Annotated in this window: 15 protein-coding genes and 1 pseudogene; 3 read left to right on the top strand and 13 right to left on the bottom strand. The window is 43.6% G+C overall.

Annotation, left to right across the window (positions count from 1 at the left end; translation table 11 throughout):
- The first annotated feature begins 81 nt into the window (after nucleotides 1-81).
- Nucleotides 82-1221 carry an MFS transporter gene (locus RT143_RS08490; RefSeq protein WP_219299345.1) on the top strand — a complete coding sequence of 380 codons (1140 nt, stop codon included), beginning with the start codon at nucleotides 82-84 and terminating at the stop codon, nucleotides 1219-1221.
- A 90-nt stretch (nucleotides 1222-1311) separates the two neighbouring features.
- On the opposite strand, the gene RT143_RS08485 is transcribed toward RT143_RS08490, so the two are convergent.
- The 6 genes from RT143_RS08485 to RT143_RS08460 all read right to left on the bottom strand — a co-directional run bounded on the left by RT143_RS08485 (nucleotide 1312) and on the right by RT143_RS08460 (nucleotide 8293).
- Nucleotides 1312-2805 (bottom strand): alanine/glycine:cation symporter family protein, encoded by a 1494-nt coding sequence (locus tag RT143_RS08485; protein ID WP_219299264.1) that lies wholly within the window; start codon nucleotides 2803-2805, stop codon nucleotides 1312-1314.
- A gap of 215 nt (nucleotides 2806-3020) precedes the next feature.
- Complete coding sequence (locus tag RT143_RS08480) at nucleotides 3021-3719, bottom strand: VIT1/CCC1 transporter family protein (RefSeq protein ID WP_313092416.1); 699 nt, start codon at nucleotides 3717-3719, stop codon at nucleotides 3021-3023.
- Between the two features lie 181 nt (nucleotides 3720-3900).
- Entirely contained in the window at nucleotides 3901-5445 is a 1545-nt protein-coding gene (locus RT143_RS08475; protein ID WP_313092415.1) for a DUF3482 domain-containing protein, read from the bottom strand.
- 31 nt (nucleotides 5446-5476) lie between these two features.
- A complete protein-coding gene (locus RT143_RS08470) occupies nucleotides 5477-6034 on the bottom strand; it encodes a hypothetical protein (RefSeq protein WP_313092414.1) in 558 nt (185 codons plus the stop codon).
- A 2-nt stretch (nucleotides 6035-6036) separates the two neighbouring features.
- Nucleotides 6037-7386 (bottom strand): DUF2868 domain-containing protein, encoded by a 1350-nt coding sequence (locus RT143_RS08465; protein WP_313092412.1) that lies wholly within the window; start codon nucleotides 7384-7386, stop codon nucleotides 6037-6039.
- A 1-nt stretch (nucleotide 7387) separates the two neighbouring features.
- The gene (locus RT143_RS08460) at nucleotides 7388-8293 is read right to left on the bottom strand and encodes an ATP-binding protein (protein WP_313092411.1); all 906 of its coding nucleotides are present in this window, start codon (nucleotides 8291-8293) and stop codon (nucleotides 7388-7390) included.
- A 184-nt stretch (nucleotides 8294-8477) separates the two neighbouring features.
- On the opposite strand from RT143_RS08460, the gene RT143_RS08455 reads away from it, so the two are divergent.
- Nucleotides 8478-10904 (top strand): hypothetical protein, encoded by a 2427-nt coding sequence (locus tag RT143_RS08455; RefSeq protein ID WP_313092410.1) that lies wholly within the window; start codon nucleotides 8478-8480, stop codon nucleotides 10902-10904.
- Nucleotides 10905-11024: 120 nt separating this feature from the next.
- On the opposite strand, the gene RT143_RS08450 is transcribed toward RT143_RS08455, so the two are convergent.
- The 6 genes from RT143_RS08450 to RT143_RS08425 form a co-directional block, all read right to left on the bottom strand.
- A complete protein-coding gene (locus tag RT143_RS08450; RefSeq protein WP_313092409.1) occupies nucleotides 11025-11369 on the bottom strand; it encodes a YbeD family protein in 345 nt (114 codons plus the stop codon).
- 212 nt (nucleotides 11370-11581) lie between these two features.
- Complete coding sequence (gene rpoD / locus RT143_RS08445; RefSeq protein WP_313092408.1) at nucleotides 11582-13486, bottom strand: RNA polymerase sigma factor RpoD; 1905 nt, start codon at nucleotides 13484-13486, stop codon at nucleotides 11582-11584.
- A 270-nt stretch (nucleotides 13487-13756) separates the two neighbouring features.
- Entirely contained in the window at nucleotides 13757-14017 is a 261-nt protein-coding gene (locus RT143_RS08440) for a 2Fe-2S iron-sulfur cluster-binding protein (protein ID WP_007115706.1), read from the bottom strand.
- A 40-nt stretch (nucleotides 14018-14057) separates the two neighbouring features.
- Nucleotides 14058-15191 (bottom strand): class Ia ribonucleoside-diphosphate reductase subunit beta, encoded by a 1134-nt coding sequence (gene nrdB / locus RT143_RS08435; protein ID WP_313063310.1) that lies wholly within the window; start codon nucleotides 15189-15191, stop codon nucleotides 14058-14060.
- Nucleotides 15192-15528: 337 nt separating this feature from the next.
- Complete coding sequence (locus RT143_RS08430; protein ID WP_409519707.1) at nucleotides 15529-16122, bottom strand: Dps family protein; 594 nt, start codon at nucleotides 16120-16122, stop codon at nucleotides 15529-15531.
- Between the two features lie 261 nt (nucleotides 16123-16383).
- On the bottom strand, nucleotides 16384-17070 hold the full coding sequence (locus RT143_RS08425) for a YcxB family protein (protein WP_313092406.1): 687 nt from the start codon (nucleotides 17068-17070) through the stop codon (nucleotides 16384-16386).
- 292 nt (nucleotides 17071-17362) lie between these two features.
- Between RT143_RS08425 and serS the strand changes: the two genes are divergently transcribed.
- On the top strand, nucleotides 17363-18628 hold the full coding sequence (gene serS / locus RT143_RS08420) for a serine--tRNA ligase (RefSeq protein WP_313092404.1): 1266 nt from the start codon (nucleotides 17363-17365) through the stop codon (nucleotides 18626-18628).
- Nucleotides 18629-18917: 289 nt separating this feature from the next.
- On the opposite strand, the pseudogene RT143_RS08415 reads toward serS, so the two are convergent.
- Nucleotides 18918-20228 (bottom strand): annotated as a pseudogene (locus RT143_RS08415) (hypothetical protein); the annotation flags it as partial.

Below are 20228 nucleotides of genomic sequence, written 5' to 3'. Positions count from 1 at the left end.
AGCCAACCGCAAAATCAACCGCCTTCTCAACATCCGCATGCCAAACTACCGACAACGCCACCCTCGTTGATAGTCAAAATCATGATTGGCATGATTGGCGCGTTTGCATTTTTGCAGGTTTATTCGATTCAAGCGATTTTGCCGATTATGATGCAAGCGTTCTCAGCGACCGAAACACAAGTGGGCATGACAGTTGCGGCAACGGTGATTGCCATTGCCATCATGTCACCGTTTATGGGGATGTTGTCCGATGCCGTGGGTCGTAAAAATATCATTGTGGCATCCATTGCCTTTATGGCAATACCCACGATGATGATTGGGCTGTCTGACTCACTCTCTAGTATCATTATTTGGCGATTTATGCAAGGGTTGGCGGTACCTGGCATTACAGTGGTGACGATTGCCTATGTCGGGGAAGAGTACGCGGGCAAAGAGATGGCAAAAATGATGTCCTACTATGTCTCAGGTACAGTATTTGGGGGATTTTTAGGGCGCTTTATCTTGGGGCATTTAGAAGAGCTTATCGGCTGGGAAAAAGGCTTTGTGTTTATGGGCATGTTGACGGTGCTAGGCGCTGCCTTAGTGGCTTGGTTATTACCGCGCTCACGTCATTTTCATGCCAACCCAAATTTTACATCGGCGCTGCACATGCTGAGTAAACATGTGCGCAACCGTTATGTGGTGACCGCAGGACTGCTTGGCGCGTGCGTGTTGTTTTCATTAGTGGGCTGTTTTACCTATGTTAATTTGCATTTGGCAGACGCACCCTACAATCTATCGAGTGCAGGGCTTGCTAACATTTTTGCGGTGTATTTGATTGGGGTCGTGGTCACACCGATTGCAAGTAGTTTGATTGCCAAATACGGCGCTGCCCGTATGGTGCGCGTGGCAGTGATGATTTCGATGATGGGTGTGCTGATGACACTGGCTGCGCCTATTTCTTTGGTGATTGTGGCGCTTGCAGTGATGTCAACTGGGGTATTTATTACCCAATCGGCGACCATTACTTATATCGCGGTGAATGTCAAAGAAGGGCGGTCGCTGGCATCAGGTCTATATTATATGGCGTATTATATCGGTGGTAGTATCGGGGCGTGGGCGTGTGGTCTGGCATATGCACAAGGCAAATGGCTATATACAGTCTATACGCTGCTGGCTGTACAGGTCATCGCCTTACTGATTGCATTTTTTGGGCTAATTAAAATCCCAGTCAAAAGATAATCATTCATCACAAAAATAAACCCCAATCAATGGGGCTTATTTTTTTTAACGGCTGTTAAGTGAAAGCATTTAAGCATTTAGGGGTTAAAATTAGGGTACAAAGCGATCACGGTCAGGATGTTCACCAAATTCTTTACGGTATTTGGCTGAAATTTCATCCCAAATAGGCGCATTTTGTACGCCATTAGCGCGCGCATCATAGATTGGATCTTTGCCTTGTTTGATCTGTGCTTCATAATCACGCAGTGCGGCAAACGCAGGTTTTTGCAAGAATAAGATACCAATGATATTTAGCCATGCCATCAAACCAACGCCCAAGTCACCCAGTGCCCATGCCAAGTCGGCGGTTTTTAAGCAGCTATAAATTACCACAAATAAAATCACTACTTTGAGTACAGGGATGGCCCAATTTAGCTTCACGCTACGAGTGAGATAACGGATATTGGTTTCTGCAATATAGTAGTACGCCATGATGGTGGTGAAGGCAAAGAAGAATAAAGCAATCGCTACAAACACTGAGCCAAAGCCTGGCATGATGTTTTCCATCGCAGTTTGAACATAACCTGGACCTGCCGAAACGCCTTTAACACCTTGATACAAGAAGGCTTCTTTATTGGCTGGGTCTTGTACGTTATACATACCCGTAATGATTAGCATGAAACCCGTCGCCGAACAAACAAATAGCGTATCGACATACACTGAAAACGCTTGTACTAACCCTTGTTTGGCTGGGTGTGACACATCAGCGGCTGCCGATGGGTGAGGACCTGTACCTTGACCTGCTTCATTGGAGTAAACGCCACGTTTCACCCCCCATTGAACGGCAAGACCCAACACAGCACCAAACGTAGAATCCATACCAAACGCAGAGCGGAAAATCAACGCTAGCACATCAGGTAACTGACCAATATGCATGATGATGATAACAATCGCCACGATGATGTAGGCAAGTGCCATAAAAGGTACAATTAACTCAGCAGAGGAGGCAATACGCTTGACACCACCAAAGATAATAAAGCCAAGTAGCGCCGCAATTACCGCGGCTGAAATGCTAGGTTCGATACCTAGGGAATTTTTCATTGCTTCAGCAATCGAATTGGCCTGTACGCCTGGTAACAATAAACCACAAGCCGCGATTGCCGATATCGCAAATAACACCGCGTACCATTTTTGACCCAGCGCTTTTTCAAAATAATAGGCTGGACCACCGATAAAAAAGCCTTTATCATCACGCTCTTTATAAATCTGCGCAAGCGTTGACTCAACAAATGCGGTACTGGCGCCCAAGAAGGCTACCATCCACATCCAAAACAATGCACCAGGACCACCAAAAGTAATCGCCGTTGCGACGCCGGCAATATTGCCTGTACCCACACGACCTGCGAGTGACATAGCGAGTGCTTGGAATGAAGACACCCCCTGATCGCTGCTTTTGCCGTCCATCAGTAATCGAATCATGCGACCAAAATGACGCAATTGCAAGAAACGACTACGAATCGAAAAATATAAACCAACCAACAAACATAAATAGATTAATGCGGGACTCCATACCCAATCATTAATCGCATTGACAAAATCTTGCATAACGTTATCTCCCACTACCGTAGAAAGCTAAAATCCCATAGGATTTTTGACTATTTGCCAACTGTTTAATTTATAGAAACGCTACTCTACCACCCAATAAAAGTTTCTATAAACTTGCTGAATTATTACAGTTTCCTTATCTTATAAGAAAAAATTGGTTTTGCAAATGGTAATGATAAAAATTGGCGATAAATAATGCGAGAAAAAGTGATTGACTAACCTGGTTTTACCCCAAACATTTCACCGATAAGGTTGGTAGTAACCAACGCGACCACGCCCCAAATGACCACCCGCACAATGGCAGGGAAAATTTTGGCACCCCCCAAATACGCGGATAACCAGCCCAAAAATGCTAATCCTATCAAGGTCACTGTGCCCAAACCGCCGATCAAATATTGCTTTGGTAACAGCCAAATACACAGCACCGGTAACAGCGCCCCTGTGATGAAGGATAAAGCCGATGCCACGGCTGCCTGTAGCGGATTGGCGGACGCGGTATCGGTAAGTCCAATTTCATCGCGCGCGTGCGCTTCTAGGGCATTGTGAGCAGTGAGTGCTACCGCAACATCATGTGCCATAACAGGCGTTAAGCCGCGCTGAACATAAATATGCGTCAGTTCTTTTAGCTCGCGGTCTGAATTGTGCTCAAGTTCATAGGCTTCTTTTGCCAAGTCGGCTTTTTCGGTGTCGGCTTGCGAAGAGACGGAGACATATTCACCCGCTGCCATACTAATTGCACCAGCAATCAGCGAGGCCACCCCTGTTAACAGCAAGGTGTGACTGTCCACTTGCGCTGCCGCAACCCCCATCAATAGACTGGCAGTGGAAATCAAACCATCGTTGGCGCCAAGCACGGTTGCGCGAAGCCAGTTGTTGCGATTACTAAAATGCGGTTCATGATGTGCTGAATACATGGTATTGCCCTCAAAAACAAAAAAATTGCCATAGCTTAAAACATAGCTTTAAACATGGATTAAAAGGTAAAAATAACAAAATTAGCTTAATAAATTCTTATAATGGACTTAACAAATAATAGGCTTAACAAGGCTAGATAGTTTTTAGCCAAGTTTTTTATCATGGTTGTAAGTTGATAAGTCAGCGTCTTAGTTGGCGTGATAATTGCCAAGCTGCCTCATCGCGCAGCTCATGCGACTGCTTGGCAGATACAGTGGCTTGTCTGCCTGTGTTAAGCGATGACCATTCGGGCTTACCACGCGCTTTTTTGAGCAAACTTGGCAATCTATCAACTGACCAAGGCGCGAGCGATTGGTTCGCCATGATGCTATCAGTCGCTGCATGACCACGATGGCGCAGCGCAGTCAGCAAATCCATCGCTCGAGTCGCCAGTAAGGTCAGGGTAGCAGGGTCTATGTGCAGACGTTTGACGCCGCTGATTTTGTCGGCAATCGCGCTGGTGTTTGACAGTAAGCCACCTGCCAAACCACCAAGCGCCGTACCCAGCCCCAGTGACGTGCCAAGGGTGGCGACATCGATGCCCAGTCCAATCAGCGCGCCTGCCGCTGCACCGCCTGTGGTACGAATCCCATAACTGGCTAGTACCTCTTTATCAAATGGATCGCGGCGATATTCAGTCAGTTCAAGCGGTGTGGTGGTGACGGTATTGTCATAAAATTTATACAGGTTTAACAGTTCATCTTGCATACTGCGTTCAGCTTGGCGTACTTTTTCTTGCATTTTTTGCAAGGTGGGCAGCGGATCATCTTCCTCGTGAATGGTTTCAACAAAGGCGGCAACGTTTAATAAAAAATGCGAAATGATAATATTGGCATCATCGTACAAATCATCCCAATCGGCTTTACGACGCTCAATCAGCTGTTTGATAATTTCAGGTTGTATTAGCATGGTTTCTAAGTTTTGCCACAGTCTGATTTCATCATCAAATTCAAACGCCACTGAGTCAAACCGCGTAGATACATGCAAGTTGCGGCGCGCTAGCATCTGCTGCCACTCATTGATATTGCTATCTTGACCCTTAGTAAAGTTAAATACAGGCATGACGGGGATGGCTGACCATGACAGCACCGTCAACTCATCTTTATATTTGCCGAGCACAGGCTCACGCGCATCAATCACATAGACCGCCATGTCACTGGCAATCAGCTGACGAATGACCTTGGCTTCTTGGCTAAACTCATCTTGCGCAGGTGCGCTTGCCAAAAATTGCTGTAACCGCTCCACACCGTCACGGCGGGTAGCGGTGTTGTCTTCTAACCAATCAAGTAGCCCTGACGCATCTTCTAGACCGGGCGTGTCATACAGTGCCACCAAGCCTTGCCCCGTTTGGCTGTCATTGATCATGGCTTTTTCCACATGGCGGGTAGTGGCAGGCGCATTTTTGACTTCGCCAAAGTACATATCACGCAACAGGGTGCGTAGTAGCGAAGTTTTACCGGTATTGGTATGTCCTACGACCGCCAATTTTAACGCTTCATTTTCACCAATGCTGATTTTGCGGCTTGGATAGGGGTTTTGTTCAGCTTGGGCTAATGGATGGTTGGGCGATTGCGTAGCGATATCGACGCTTGGATGGGTCGCGCTGTCAGTAGCCGTCGCTGGCAAATAATCTTTGGCTACATCAATTGTCAATTTTTCTTGGGTGGTTATGTCTTTGTTATCCATTATTTGTTAACCTTTATATATTCAGCGCGAGCTATTTTTGGCAAGTTCTTTTGGCAAGTTCTAAGGCATGGGTGATATGATTGAAGGCAGTTTGGGTCAGTGGATGTGCCAGCCAATCATCAAAACTATGGGCAACATCATCGGTGTTTTCGCTACTATCTTCTGCCAGTTGGTCGTAATAATCCAAATAGCCTTCAGCAGTTAAAATCACCCAACCATCACTCACTGCGGATTTTTCTTCCATGGCTGTCAAAGATAGATAAAAGCCAAGCATATCAAGCATCAGCAAAATCGCGTCACTGGTGCTGTGTGGATAGCTCTCGCCCATAGCAAACATGATGTCATCGAGCGCATTTAGCGCCTGTTCGATACTAGCGGTTTGCCAAGTTTGCCTGTTTATGATGTCAAACAGGGCTTGATAGTGCGGTTTTTCACTGTCAAGTTCATTGTCAAGCCAATCGGCTGGTAGATTTTGAACGAATTGACGCAGGAGATTTTGCACAAAAGCGCTTTGCTGCGCGAGCGTAAGCTGTGAAGCAGTCTGGGCAATGCTATTAATCACATCGGCATAGCTTGTCGTGGCATTCATGGTTAATTTTCTCTTACTAGGGCAATTTGGCGTTCTGCCAACGCGGTTTCCCATTGTAGTTGACGGGCTTTGATGGTTTCAATTTCGCTCGGACTTGGCAGGTAGCCTTGATTGGCATCGAGCAGTTGCACAATCATACCGCCTTTTGCCGCGCTTGCGATATTATCGAGTTTTCGCAGGGTGCCACGGTCGGGGAGTGCGAGATTGGAGATACCGACGAGCACTTGAACAGGGTTAATTTGAAGGTAGGCAATCAGTTTTTCCAAGTCATCACGATCATCGATACGACCAAAGTTTTGCGCCGCTATACCGACGGTTTTGACATACCATTGCGGGTTGGCTTGCGGGTATTCGAGCAACACGGCGAGTTTATTGGCTAGGCTGATTTGCGCAGTGGGCGCGATAGGTTTTTGCTCAGCAGGGCTGTCATCGGGGTCAATCACTTTGCGCTGCCAAAAATCGATAATTTTTTGATAGTACGGCTGTTTGATATCAAGTTTCATACGGCTTGAGCGCACCATCATCAGACAACATAGCCACGCGAGCAAACGTGGCACGATACCGTACATCAGTAGGCTGCCGATTAATAACATCGCCCAGCGAAACGAAATCATCTGTGGTGTGGTTTCAGGATTCATTTGCGCGGTGATAATATCTTGCGCTGTTGGCGTAGGAAAGCCTACCCAATGGGGGAGCCAAGACATCAGTTTGACCACTTCCACCACGTTGCTGTCTTGTAGTAGGGTTGATTCCCACACAAAATTATAATTTTTGACCAATAACAATAGAATTAATGACACCAACATTCCCGATAGACTAGCTAACCAAAACTGGTGGCTGATACGACTGACGTACCATTTGGTGCCAGCGTGATTGAGCTGGTCTTGATATAGCTCTACTGCCGTTTGGGTGACAACATCTTTGCCACGCACCAGAGTCGCCGGGGTGAAAAAAGCACCAAAAAAACTGGGTTTATTGCGCGGTGAGAACAGCATCCAACCGAGCCAAACCAGTAAAATAATGGTATTAAACCCTAATAAACTGGCTAGCACATAAAAAAAGTTCACCACCTGCGCTTGCATCAAGCCAAATAACGCAACAAAGCCCAAAATAAACCACAGGACGGTCAATCCCCAAATCACGCCATTGACGCGGGTGTCAATGGTGGTGAGTAGCTGCGCAAGTTTGCCATCATTATCAATGCGTGTGGCACGGCGACGCAGTTTGGTCAGCGGTTCGCCCGGTTCATGTTGCAGTTTTTCAGTGATAAGGATCGGGTCGGCAGAAAAAACATGGTTTTTTTCTTCAAGGCGGCGAATGAGTTCGGTCAGTTGGTCTTGAGATGTGTACATGTTAATTTTCCAACCCTTTCATCCCAATAAAATACCGACTAAACTGATAAGCCACGCGCCCAGAGCGTCCGCCACGTTCACTGGCAAAGCGTAACGCCGCCGCTTTTGCTGCCTCATCAAAGGGCAAACTTGCTTGCGTCAAATAATGCGCACAAATATCCAAATACACAGGCTGGGTCATCGGATGAAATGACAGCCACAGCCCAAAGCGGTCAGACAACGACACGGTTTCATCAATCGTCTCATACGGATTGACTTCATCGGTTTGCCCATTATAAATGCTCACATTGTCTTTCATCAGTTGTGGTAATAGATGACGGCGGTTACTGGTCGCATAGACCAGTAGTTTGTCTTGCTCGCTGTCTAGCGCGCCATCGAGCACGCTTTTGAGCGTGCGATAATTCTCATCTTGCCCATTGAATGCTAAGTCATCACAGTACACCACATAATGACAGCCATGATTGGGCTGGGCTATATGAAGGTCTCGTACCGCTTGGCGAATCGGCTCTAACATGACCAAATCATCTCGTGACACTTCGATAATACGAAGACCATCCGCTTTATATTGATTGAGCAATGCCCGAATGAGCGAGGATTTTCCTGCGCCACGCGTGCCTGTCATGAGTACATGATTGGCAGGTAAGCCTGCTAAATACTGGCGCGTGTTTTGAACCAGTTTATTCTTTTGCCCATCAATGCCAAGCAAATCATCCAACGTCAATCGCAAATCTACGGTTAAAGGCACCAATTCACCACTGCCCGTGCGGCTATTGGATTGCCAGCGGTAGGCAAGCACGCTAGGGTCAAGTTGTATGGGCTTGGGCAGCTGCACCTGTAAAAATTGGGTGAGTAAGTGTTCTAAATTAGCGGGTAAATTAAGATTAGCGGGTAGAGTGAGTTGCGACATACAAGGGTTCTTCTGAGTGGTTTTTAAGCAATTTTGCGGTATTTAATCCGTATGATAGCAAAACTCCGTTAGATTACCCATTATCTTTGTAAACATTGCAGCATAACACTGGCTTTTTGTTTACAAAAAAATTCAATTCAGTTATAAAGTTAGGCTTTATGATAAAATTTGTTAAGGAAGATCAATGAATGCGCAACAAGCCATCGCCTTTAGTATAAAACCTCTTACTTTTGCCATCGTCATGCTGGGGATTCACGGCTGTGCCACACAGCCTAGCGTGAGTCAACCGCTGTCTCAACGTGTGTTGCAAGCCAACCAACAGTTGGTCAGTCGCCAAAGCTATGCTTATGACTATCGAGTCAATGTGGTGCGCCCACCGCTGCGTGGTGCACAAGCGTTAGCTGCAAGCCCTAATCGTTTAAAACTTATCCAGCAGCTTAGCGCAGTACAGCACCTTGATGCTCGCCAACAAGCCTTGGTCACAGAGGGGGTCAATCACCAAACCCGTGAACAAAGCGAAGTGGGGCAAGTGATGGATATTTTAACCAAGCGCTTTGAGTTTGCCTCCACAGGTGTGGTAGATCTTCGCCGAGGGCAAATGTCAATCGTGCCTGAATTTCGCTACGTGCAGAACAATGCAGGGGCGTTTATCAAAGTGCCACTGGCGGCTGATTTTGCGCGCTCCAAAGTATATGCTGATTTGTCGGGACTCTCTGAGTTTGCCACCGACCCCCAATATGATGGACGCTACATTGAATATGACTATAGCAAACTGCTAAAAGATAAAAAGATAGATAAAAGAGCCTTATTCAAGGTATTTGAACAGATGTCACTGCTAAATGCCACCCTTGCCAAAGAAAGCGATTATCAGCCATTGGCTTTGACTACTGAAGATAAAGCCAAAGGTGTGAGCCAGCGCATTGGCTACCGCATTGGCTACAATCAAATGCTAGCCGAGTATTTGCTGTTCTTCCACGTCAATAAGCGCTACCTAAAATCATTCATCAATCCAGCCGATTTTGTCAAAGATGATGAGCTAAAGCAGCTTAGTAGCCTTGCCGTTAGCCCACGGTATCTGATGAAAAAAGCCTTTGACAGCCATGAGTTGGCAAGCGTTGAGGAAAAAGCGTATGAATCTGCCATGCGCCTGTATGAAGCCATTGATAAAATGCGGGCACAATCAGATGACAGCGCTGCTGACCCAGCCAGTGCCGATGCTGCAGAGGCTATGGACAGTTTAGAGACTCAAACAGCCACTGACGAGTCAACCACTGATGAGCCAACCACAGACGAATCAACCAGTGACGAATTGACTCAAACCGCAAAAGCCTTAGCAGCCTTTGACAAATACCAATCAGACAAATTGGTTAGTGCCGCCGCACTGGCAAAAATCATCGACACCAATCCGCAAGCGTTTAAAGTGCTGCAAGCTGAGATAAGCAAAGAGGCAAATAGCAGCTTTATGTCAATGGATGACGACATCCGTATCAGCTATGGACTCAACCGCCACAATCAACTACTCAATATGGTAGCAATGAGTGATTTACCAGCATTTGAAAAAACAACGCCGACAACCAATCAGCCTAAGACCCAAATGCGTACAGTGGTTAACTTTTATGATTATGGCAAAGCCCGCGTCAATCCTGATATCTTCAACAAGGCAATCACTTGGCAACAAGCATCAAAAGATAACAATTTATGGGCGGCGACAAAACAATCCAAAACCTTTGACAGTGATAAGAATTTAGAAGCCTTGTCCTATAGCTTGCTCAAACAAAACAAAGGGTTTGTCGAGACCTTTGTCACCCTTTATACCTACCAGTTTGTGTTGCAAAAAGATGAAGCAAGCCTGAGCGAAATAGATATGGCGGCGCTAAACGCCGCTGCAACCAAACTTGCAAAAATACAGGCTGATAATTATGCGGTCGTAAATACCTATAGCCGTCAGCAAGAGGCGGTTACAGACGCTGACGCCTATGTCGATGATGAGCTTGCTGAACATATCGCAGGGATTGTTGATAAAACATATCGCAATCAACAATACTTGCAACAGATTGCCAAACTTAAAGCGCAAGGCAAATCTGATGCCCAGATATTTAGCCAGTTGTATCAAACTATCAGCGACAAACCGAGCGATGTAGAAAGCGCAGCTGCAGTGGCGGCGGAAGCTGCAGCGGCAGTGGATGTTGTTGAAGAAAGCGAAGAACAACAAGCTTGTTCGCTGCTCTTGGACACAGATAAACTTGATAAAACATCACGCACCCGCCTTGCCAAAATCTGTGCAAAAATAGACAAAGCCACCGCCCAAGAACAGGCAGCGAGCCAGCAATCTGGCAACGCTGATACTGCATCAAGCGACGCGGCTACATCCGCACCCGTTCCCATGACGGCTGCCGATATTGCCAAGCAAAAGCAGGCGCGCGATAAGTTTAATCAATTACTGGGCGAAATCGCTATCGAAGACATGCAGACCCAAGCCAAGCATATCAGCCTATCTGATGAGGGAGATGATGAGTTAATTGAAAAACTCAAACCTCACTTTGAGGCGAGCTATGATTTTAATTATGATGCCTACAAGGCTGCCTATCAGTTGTTACTTTTGAGCCAATAAGCGGACAAACGAAGCATCAACTGCTGATAAGCCATATAAAACAGATAAAAGAAGCGGGATCACTAATGTATCCCGCTTTTTTGTACGTCAATCAATCGTGCCATTTTAACCATGACAGGTTTATAATACAGTACGAATACTTGCCGCTTCATCCAGCATTTTATACAAGCTATTGACTTGCTCGGCTTCTGTCAAATACACATTGGCACGTACTGAATGAAAACGACCGGTACGCGATGGATTGACAGTCAAACTTGCCAAATCAAATTCAGGAAATAAACTACCCAAAATTAATTTTACTTCATCGAGTAGCGTCTCTTTGTGGCCCTCATGACCGATGATGCTAAGCGGATAATCCATAGGAAAATTCCACAATTCTGGGTGCTGGATATCCGTAGGCTTCGCCGCTCGCGTACTACATGCAGCGGCTTCTAAGTTATTAAGCGTAATTGTTTTATCGTTCATGGCATCACCTAAGGTTGTATAAATTTCTTTAGGGTCTAAATGAGGGTAAAACCGATAATTTCAAGACGTTAGAGTTTGGCGTTGAAAAAAGCGCCATTCATAAACCTATCCATAACCCCATTCATAACCCAATTTATAGAAAAATTACATTCATAAATCCGCCCATAAAAAAACCGAGAACATTGTCTCGGCTTTCTTGGACGGAGATAACATTAATCATTCTCTAGGAATGAGCGTAAATGTTCTGAGCGAGAAGGGTGGCGCAGTTTACGCAGCGCTTTGGCTTCAATCTGACGAATGCGCTCACGGGTGACATCAAATTGTTTACCCACTTCTTCTAAGGTATGGTCGGTAGACATATCAATACCAAAACGCATTTTGAGCACTTTGGCTTCACGTTCGGTGAGGTTGGCCAACACTTCACGGGTAGCTTCTTTTAACCCTTGTGCCGTTGCTTCATCCACTGGGCTTGAAATGCTCGAATCCTCAATAAAATCACCCAAGTGACTGTCTTCATCATCCCCAATTGGGGTTTCCATTGAAATGGGCTCTTTGGCGATTTTGAGTACTTTACGGACTTTGACTTCGTCCATCTCTAAGCGTTCGCCCAATTCCTCAGGGGTAGGCTCACGTCCCATTTCTTGTAATAGCTGGCGCGATACACGGTTGATTTTATTGATGGTTTCAATCATGTGCACAGGGATACGGATGGTACGGGCTTGGTCAGCAATCGAGCGGGTGATGGCTTGGCGAATCCACCAAGTGGCATAAGTGGAGAATTTATAACCACGGCGATATTCAAATTTATCTACCGCTTTCATCAAGCCAATGTTACCTTCTTGAATCAAATCAAGGAACTGCAAACCGCGGTTGGTGTATTTTTTAGCAATCGAGATAACCAGACGTAAGTTCGCCTCAACCATTTCTTTTTTGGCGCGGCGGGCTTTGGCTTCACCCACAGACATGTTACGGGCGACCACTTTCATTTGGTCGATGTTCATACCAAGATTTTGCTCATGCTGCTGGATACGCCGTTGATACTGTAACACTTCATCAAGTACCCGCTCTAGTGTATCTGCAAAGGCAGGTTTACCTGCGATACGGTTAGGTAGCCAGTCAAGATTGGTTTCATTATGCGGAAAGGTTTTTCGAAACTCATCTTTTGGCATTTTACCACGGCGAATCACCAGTTTCATGATATGACGTTCGTTTTTACGCACGTCTTCATATACCTCACGCATCATATCCATGATATTGTCAGAGACGCGGCTATTGAGCTTAAATAGCATAAAGCAGTTAGCAAGCTCATTCATCGCCGCTTTGACCACGTCGCTATCGCGGTCATGGGTGGCTAATAAATCTTTGACCTTGGTGAACAATTGCTCTAATTCTTCAAAGCGCAGACGCACTTCTTCAGGGTCAAGACCACTGGCTTCTTCGGTATCGGCATCTTCACTGACTTCGCCATCGGCTTCTTCGATTTCATCGGCGTTTTCGGCTTCATCATCGAGTTCATCCTCGGCTTTGTCGTCTTTGACTTTGGGTTTGATAATCGGTAACGCGATTTCCACTTCTTCGTCATCGGCAAGGGGAATGACATCAGCGGCTTCAGGGTCAAGAAAACCGGTAATAATATCCGAGACTTTCTTTTCACCTTCAAAGGTTTGGTGGTATTCATTAATGAGCATAGCCACGGTACCTGGCCAAAAGGTCATGGCATGTTGTACATCTCGAATACCATCTTCGATACGCTTAGCAATCGCGATCTCGCCTTCACGGGTGAGTAGGTCAACTGTACCCATCTCACGCATGTACATACGCACAGGGTCAGTGGTGCGACCTGGCTCAGATTCTACTGAGGCAAGTACCGCAGCGGCTTCATCGACAGCAATTTCGTCATCATCCGCATCATCGCTAAGCATAATGTCGTCTTCATCAGGCGCGGTCTCAAAAATCTTGATGCCAACGTCTGTGAGCATTTGAATAATATCATCAATTTGGTCACTTTCAGTTACTGATTCGGGGAGTTGGTCATTGATCTCAGCATAGGTGAGATAACCTTGCTCTTTACCTAATTGAATCAGCGTGGCTAATTGAGAAGTTGAATGTTCGCTCATGAGGGCTCGCTTTGATATTGGTTAAAAAATAAATAATGTAATAGCACGACAAATAAGCTAATGACTGTATTTCTTCATTTTTATCAAGGGATACACCCTGCAAATGACAGTCGAGGACTAAATAAAGATTTAGTATGATTAAAAAGCGGTAGTCAACCTATTATTATAACGGATTATATGAGGTTCGCGGGGAGAAAATTAAAGGCAAAGCGGGTAAGTTTTCGCTTTATGCGGCATTTCGCGCAGTTTTTGGCGGGTTATTTTGGTAAATTAATCAATATCAAGCTCGATTGCCCCTCTGACTTGACAACAGCAAGGTAGGATTTCGTCATCATCTAACATCACCAGTGGCTCATTGATGTATTCGATACGGGTGTCATGGTGGCGACGGCGGTATTTGAGCTTACAAGTACCGCAATAACCTTCAAGACATTGGTGATTGGCAGGGATTTTTGAGCGAAGCATGCCTTGTAGCAACGTCTCGGCGTCATGCAGATAAAACTGCGTGTTGTTGGTAAAAATCCATGCCATAATCGATTATATTGCCTAAATAAAATAAGCGTATGACGAATTACAATTCAAAATCATCAAACGCATCATCACTTAGCTCTGCGTCAATTTGACCGACTAAGTAAGAGGTGATTTCAGACTCTTGTGGCGCGACTTGCACGTTGTCTGAGGACAACCAAGCATTGATCCAAGGAATCGGATTATTTTTAATTGCCGCAAATATAGGGGGTAAGCCAATCGCATCCATACGTAGGTTGGTAATGTATTCGACGTATTGCACCAAGATATTTTCATTCAAGCCAATCATTGAGCCATCTTTAAACAAATATTTTGCCCATGCTTTTTCTTGTTCAGCCGCGTCTTTGAAAATTTCAATGGCTTGCTGTTGGCAGGCTTCGGCGATTTCTACCATGTCGGGGTCATCTTTGCCCGATTGCATCAAATTAATCATATGCTGGGTGCCGTTTAGATGAAGCGCTTCATCACGGGCAATCATTTTGATAATTTTGGCATTACCTTCCATCAGTTTGCGCTCAGCAAAGGCAAATGAACAGGCAAACGACACATAAAAACGAATCGCTTCTAGCACATTGATAGCCACCAAACATAGATACAATTTGGTTTTAAGCAGGCGTAAATTAACCTCGACGGGTTTACCATCGATGACATGACGACCTTCACCGTATAGGTTATATAGCTGAGATAGTTGATAAAGCTCGTCATAGAACTTGGCAATCCCTGTCGCGCGCTCTAGGATAAAAGGATTGTCAACGATATCGTCGAATACTTTGCTTGGGTCATTGACCACGTTACGAATAATATGGGTATAGCTACGAGAATGGATGGTCTCAGAAAATGACCATGTTTCAATCCACGTTTCTAACTCAGGAATCGACACCAGCGGCAGTAGCACGGCATTGGGGCTACGACCTTGAATTGAATCAAGCAAGGTTTGGTACTTTAGGTTGCTTAAGAAGATATGCTGTTCATGTACTGACAAGTTGCTAAAATCCAAGCGGTCTTTGGAAACGTCAATTTCTTCTGGACGCCAAAAAAACGACAATTGCTTTTCAATCAACTGCTCGAAAACAGGGAATTTTTGTTGGTCGTAACGTGCCACATTGACAGGCTGACCAAAAAACATCGGCTCAAGCAATGGGTCATTTTTGGTTTGGCAAAAGATGGAATATGACATAGCGGTGAATCTTCTTCAATCAAAGTTCAAGACAAGTGGCGTAGCAGTATCACTTAACAAATAAGTCAGTTTACAAATAAGTCAGCTAACAAGTGCATTAACTGGCTAATGTGCTTGGCTATTATAGATAACAACATATAGAAATTGCAATCCACCCAAGGATTTGATTTATAAGGATAAAATTTATAAGGTATTGAAATATATACATATTCGCATATCAAAAAATAACTAATTAAATTCATTGACATTTGAAAATCTATATATTGTGTTTTTATTTTTACACACACGCAATAAAAAAGACGACTGTCAAAGCCGTCTTTTTGGTTAGATGGGACGATTAGCCAAGATAGGCATTGTACATCCACACCAATTTTTCTTGTTCTTGCACATAGGCAGTCAATTGGTCGGCAGTACCTTGATCGTCATCTTCGTCCGCTAGGTCAATGATTTCGCGTTCTTTAGCGATAGTCATAGTCAGACCGGTTAAAATACCTTTCACACACGCCACACCGTCAGAGACGTTTTTGTCTTCTTTGATGCTTGAGATTTTTAAGAAATCGCTATAAGCATGTAGTGGTGTACCTTGTAAGGTCAAAATACGTTCAGCAATTTCATCAATCTGGATTTGTAGCGCAGTATATAACTCTTCAAACTTCACATGGAGGGTAAAGAAGTCTGAGCCACGGACGTTCCAGTGATAGCCACGCACATTGGTATAGAACACATGATAATTGGCTAATAAGGTATTTAATTGCTCAACAATGGCACTCATGTCTGCAGCGGCTAAGCTGATATCGCGTGTTTTACTTGAGCCAGATTTGGAAGCGGTAGATTTGGGGGTAGTCACTTTTTCACCTGATTTATCGGTATTGTCTAATTGTTCTGAGTCTTGTTTGGTTGCTGATTGCTTTGTAGTGGCTTGTTTTGCCATGTTGTTATCTCCTAAAATGATGATTTTTATTTGTTTAGGACTTAATTGTAAGCCTAAATAATCTGTTATTAAAATTAATCGTTTTTATCGGTACGTTTAATTTTATCAATTAAAATATACGGTATTACCCTAAAAATAATATCAAACATTTGACGCAGCTGTGTGCAAATTTGGTAAATAGTTTTGCTTGCCGCCATAAAAAAACTGCAGTTTCTTGGCTGCAGTTTTTGTGGTCATCGATAATTAGTTGTTGTCTTAGTCTTAATTGTTTTCTGGGAAATATTTATCAGTCGGTTTGTCGGTTAGATCAAAACCTGGTTGTCCGATGTTTTGCTGTAAATGATGACGTAAGGTATCAATCGGGAATTTTTGGTTGGCAAGGCGTTTGGGGACGATTTGGCTGCCTTGTTGGCTTTCACCCGTTTTTGGATTTTTGACATCAAACATCATAAAAATATAATCAGGCGTTTCTTGCCAGTTGGTGACATTGTCCCATTTGATGACCGCTTGCTGCATACCGCTGCTACGTACCAAAGGCTGATTGTAGCCGCGTGGCATGGCGGGAATGTTGGGTGCAGGCATGGACATCACTACCCCGTGCTGCTGTACGCCAAGCTTGATTTGTTGCATCTCTGGGGGCATACTTTGGCTTGCCATTTGTTTTTCAAATTCGCGTTTGACATACCATTTAAGACCGTAGGTACGCGCCAGCAAATAAATCACCACACCCACGAGCATCAACCAAAAAATAATGGTGGAATAACCGTGCACAAAAATCAGACCTAAAATCGCTAGCACCACGATGACTGCCAAAATTGCCCAAGTTTTTGGGGTGATTTTGGTCAAAGTTTGGTTGTTGGCATCAAACAGCTGTAGCTGTGCTTGACGAAACTCGTCCTCAGTCAGATTCAAATCCACAGGTTGTAGGGTGTAAGGGTACAGAGCCATAAACAATTCACTCACTATCAAACGATAGTTACAAAACGATAAAAGAAGGCTTATCTTACCCAACCTTGACCCAAAAATAAACCTAACAACGCACTTTTTGATAAATTTTTGTTTTCCGCCAATGCAGCGAGGGGCGAACGCCGATAAGCGCATACCGATAAATCATCAATTTGCCGTGTATTTCTAGTCGCTACCGTGAAAAATCGCTGCAATCTTGGTATCATACATGCTGATATCAACAGCCATTTTGCTGCTTTAACTCAAGTTTGAACAATTTAAGGAACTTATCGCCATGATCGACCCAAAATTACTGCGTACAGAACTAGACACGGTCGCCGAAAAACTTGCCAAACGCGGCTATGAGCTTGATAAAGAATTTTGGCAGCAAGTCGAAGAACAGCGCAAATCCATTCAAGTCAAAACCGAAGAACTACAAGCCAAAAAAAATGCGGGCGCCAAACAAGTCGGCTTGATGAAACGTAATGGCGAAAATACTGACGCCTTGATGGCAGAAATGGCAACCATCAGTAGCGATATGAAACAAGCAGAAGACGCGCTTAAAGCCTTGCAAGATAAAATTCTAGCGGCAGCTTTAACCATCCCAAACTTGCCTGATGACAGCGTGCCGGCAGGTAAAGATGAAAACGATAATGTCGAAATGCGTCGATGGGGCGAGCCGCGGCAATTTGAGTTTGAGGTCAAAGACCATAGCGACTTGGGCGAAGACTTGGGGCTACTTGACTTTGAAATGGCAGCAAAACTGACTGGCTCACGGTTTAGCGTGCTAAAAGGTCAACTCGCCAAACTCAACCGCGCCTTAATTGCCTTTATGCTTACTACCCATACCGACAAATACGGCTATACGGAAATGTATGTGCCGTATATGGTCAATGCCGACAGCCTACTAGGTACAGGGCAATTGCCAAAGTTTGAAGAAGACCTATTTAAGCTGCGCGGTGAAAAAGAGTATTACTTAATTCCTACTTCAGAGGTACCGCTTACCAACAGCGTGCGTGACAAAATCCTAGACCCTGAAGCGTTGCCAATAAAAGTCACTGCCCATACCCCCTGTTTTCGTAGTGAAGCGGGCAGTGCCGGGCGTGATACCCGCGGCTTGATTCGTCAGCACCAGTTTGAAAAAGTCGAAATGGTGCAAATCGTCCATCCCGAGACTTCAATGCAAGCCTTAGAAGACATGACAGGACAAGCGGAATATATCTTGCAGCAGCTTGGATTGCCGTATCGGGTGATTGTGCTGTGTGGTGGTGATATGGGCTTTGGCGCGGTGAAAACCTATGATATCGAGGTGTGGCTACCGTCTCAGACTACCTACCGTGAAATCTCTAGCTGCTCAAACTGTGGCGACTTCCAAGCGCGCCGTATGCAAGCGCGTGTCAAAGACGGCAAAAAAACCGAGCTGGTACATACCCTAAACGGCTCAGGGCTTGCGGTGGGTCGTACCTTGCTTGCGATTATGGAAAATTACCAAAATGCCGATGGTACGATTACGGTGCCTGAAGTGTTACGTCCGTATATGGGCGTTGATGTGATTGGTTAGTGGTAACAGTGAAAAAATAGCCAGTTGCTTGACTGGCTGTTTTTTTACGACATTTTAATCATTAGATTGTACTGAGGTTAACTTATTCATACGTGTCTAGTATTTCAAATATCACATGAATAGGGCTGATTCAAAGTTCTTAACGATTAATGAAACCCCAATTTCATCTCTTTATAAGCTATTATTGACCCAAAATAATATAGCAAACTTTATGAATAATCATAATTTAATATTAATTAAATAGGAAAAAAGAGCTGATAATTAGTTAAATAGGATATAAATGTAGAGACTATAGACTTTTAACTTCTTGATATAAATCAATTAAGTGATTGACTGACATGTCCAACAAAGGCTCATACATGAAAGAATTGACATGAATATTTTCTGGAGTCATTAAATTCACTTTTTCTAAAATTTTTAATTTTGGATTATTTGATTCATACTTTTGTTTATATAATTTAATTAATTCAAAGGTTTGGTTTGATGAAATTACTGGAAGGGGTTGAATCTGTGAAATTATATACTCTTCGGCTTTTAGTCGAATACTGATTGAAAGTAAAATTTTGTTTTCAAGTTTAATTTCATCAATGTTTGGATCAGTTGTCAAAGAATGACAAATGTTGATAAGAGTGTCATAGACTTTTTCATTGGCAAATGGCAATGATTGAATTTCAATACGACTCGAATAATTTTTTGCTACTTGTAATATATCATCAAAAGTAATTGATTTTGTATCGCTTTTCATATGCAAACAAGATGTTAATAATAGAAAATCTAAGTTTTCCCCGTGCATGTATTCTATTATATTTCTAAGAAAAGGAATAAAACTTACAAATATTACCTTGTCATTAAGATTTTTAATGAAATAGTTAATTATACTTTTAGTATAGCCACCTTTATTTAGAATAATTTTTCGATTAGTGACATCCTTAGTAGCCATGTACATATTTTTGTTATTTAAAACCCTTGAAGAAACAGTTCTATAAAAGTCAAAATTGTGAGTTAATACAATAATTCTAAATTTCGGGTCATGATTCAGTTCACGTATATATTCAATTATTGCGTACTTGTTTTTGTAATCGAATGAATCTGCAATATCATCTAGTATGATTAATGAAATATCGCTTTCAGTTCTGCGAGCTTCTACTTCAAATAACATTTGTAGAATAAAAAATGCACGTTGCTCACCCTTACTTAAGACATCAAATAATTGCTTTTTATTTTCAAGCCGTAACTGTTGCTCATTTTCCTCATACATAAAATTAATAATGGGAGTATTATCATTTAGAATAATATCTTTTTGATTTTGCAACTCTAAAACAAATGGTACATGAAATCTTTGATTAAAAATATTTATAACTTTTTTCCATGCTTCAGATTCTTTGTTTGCCGAATCAATTATTTGCTCAATTTCATGTTTTTTATCTAAATAAAGTTTAATGAGGTCGTCATATTCACTTTTAATTTCGAGAAGATAGTTTTTCCAAATTTCTTTTTTAAAATCTTCATAGTTATGAAGTTTAACTAATATCAAATTATTTTTTTCTAGGTTCTGTTGAACATTCAAAGCTTCAGCCAATGATAAGCAAAGGCTAGAGCG

The sequence above is a fragment of the Moraxella sp. CTOTU48268 genome (assembly GCF_032069585.1).
Lineage (GTDB): Bacteria > Pseudomonadota > Gammaproteobacteria > Pseudomonadales > Moraxellaceae > Faucicola > Faucicola cinerea.
The sequence above is the reverse complement of the archived record's forward strand: the minus strand, read 5'-3'. Positions and strand labels throughout refer to the sequence as shown.

Bases quoted from the DNA above. Each gene is read 5' to 3' on its own strand.
- RT143_RS08490 (WP_219299345.1), top strand. From the start codon at position 82: ATGATTGGCATGATTGGCGCGTTTGCATTTTTGCAGGTTTATTCGATT.
- RT143_RS08485 (WP_219299264.1), bottom strand. From the start codon at position 2,805: ATGCAAGATTTTGTCAATGCGATTAATGATTGGGTATGGAGTCCCGCA.
- RT143_RS08480 (WP_313092416.1), bottom strand. From the start codon at position 3,719: ATGTATTCAGCACATCATGAACCGCATTTTAGTAATCGCAACAACTGG.
- RT143_RS08475 (WP_313092415.1), bottom strand. From the start codon at position 5,445: ATGGATAACAAAGACATAACCACCCAAGAAAAATTGACAATTGATGTA.
- RT143_RS08470 (WP_313092414.1), bottom strand. From the start codon at position 6,034: ATGAATGCCACGACAAGCTATGCCGATGTGATTAATAGCATTGCCCAG.
- RT143_RS08465 (WP_313092412.1), bottom strand. From the start codon at position 7,386: ATGTACACATCTCAAGACCAACTGACCGAACTCATTCGCCGCCTTGAA.
- RT143_RS08460 (WP_313092411.1), bottom strand. From the start codon at position 8,293: ATGTCGCAACTCACTCTACCCGCTAATCTTAATTTACCCGCTAATTTA.
- RT143_RS08455 (WP_313092410.1), top strand. From the start codon at position 8,478: ATGAATGCGCAACAAGCCATCGCCTTTAGTATAAAACCTCTTACTTTT.
- RT143_RS08450 (WP_313092409.1), bottom strand. From the start codon at position 11,369: ATGAACGATAAAACAATTACGCTTAATAACTTAGAAGCCGCTGCATGT.
- rpoD (WP_313092408.1), bottom strand. From the start codon at position 13,486: ATGAGCGAACATTCAACTTCTCAATTAGCCACGCTGATTCAATTAGGT.
- RT143_RS08440 (WP_007115706.1), bottom strand. From the start codon at position 14,017: ATGGCATGGATTTTTACCAACAACACGCAGTTTTATCTGCATGACGCC.
- nrdB (WP_313063310.1), bottom strand. From the start codon at position 15,191: ATGTCATATTCCATCTTTTGCCAAACCAAAAATGACCCATTGCTTGAG.
- RT143_RS08430 (WP_409519707.1), bottom strand. From the start codon at position 16,122: ATGGCAAAACAAGCCACTACAAAGCAATCAGCAACCAAACAAGACTCA.
- RT143_RS08425 (WP_313092406.1), bottom strand. From the start codon at position 17,070: ATGGCTCTGTACCCTTACACCCTACAACCTGTGGATTTGAATCTGACT.
- serS (WP_313092404.1), top strand. From the start codon at position 17,363: ATGATCGACCCAAAATTACTGCGTACAGAACTAGACACGGTCGCCGAA.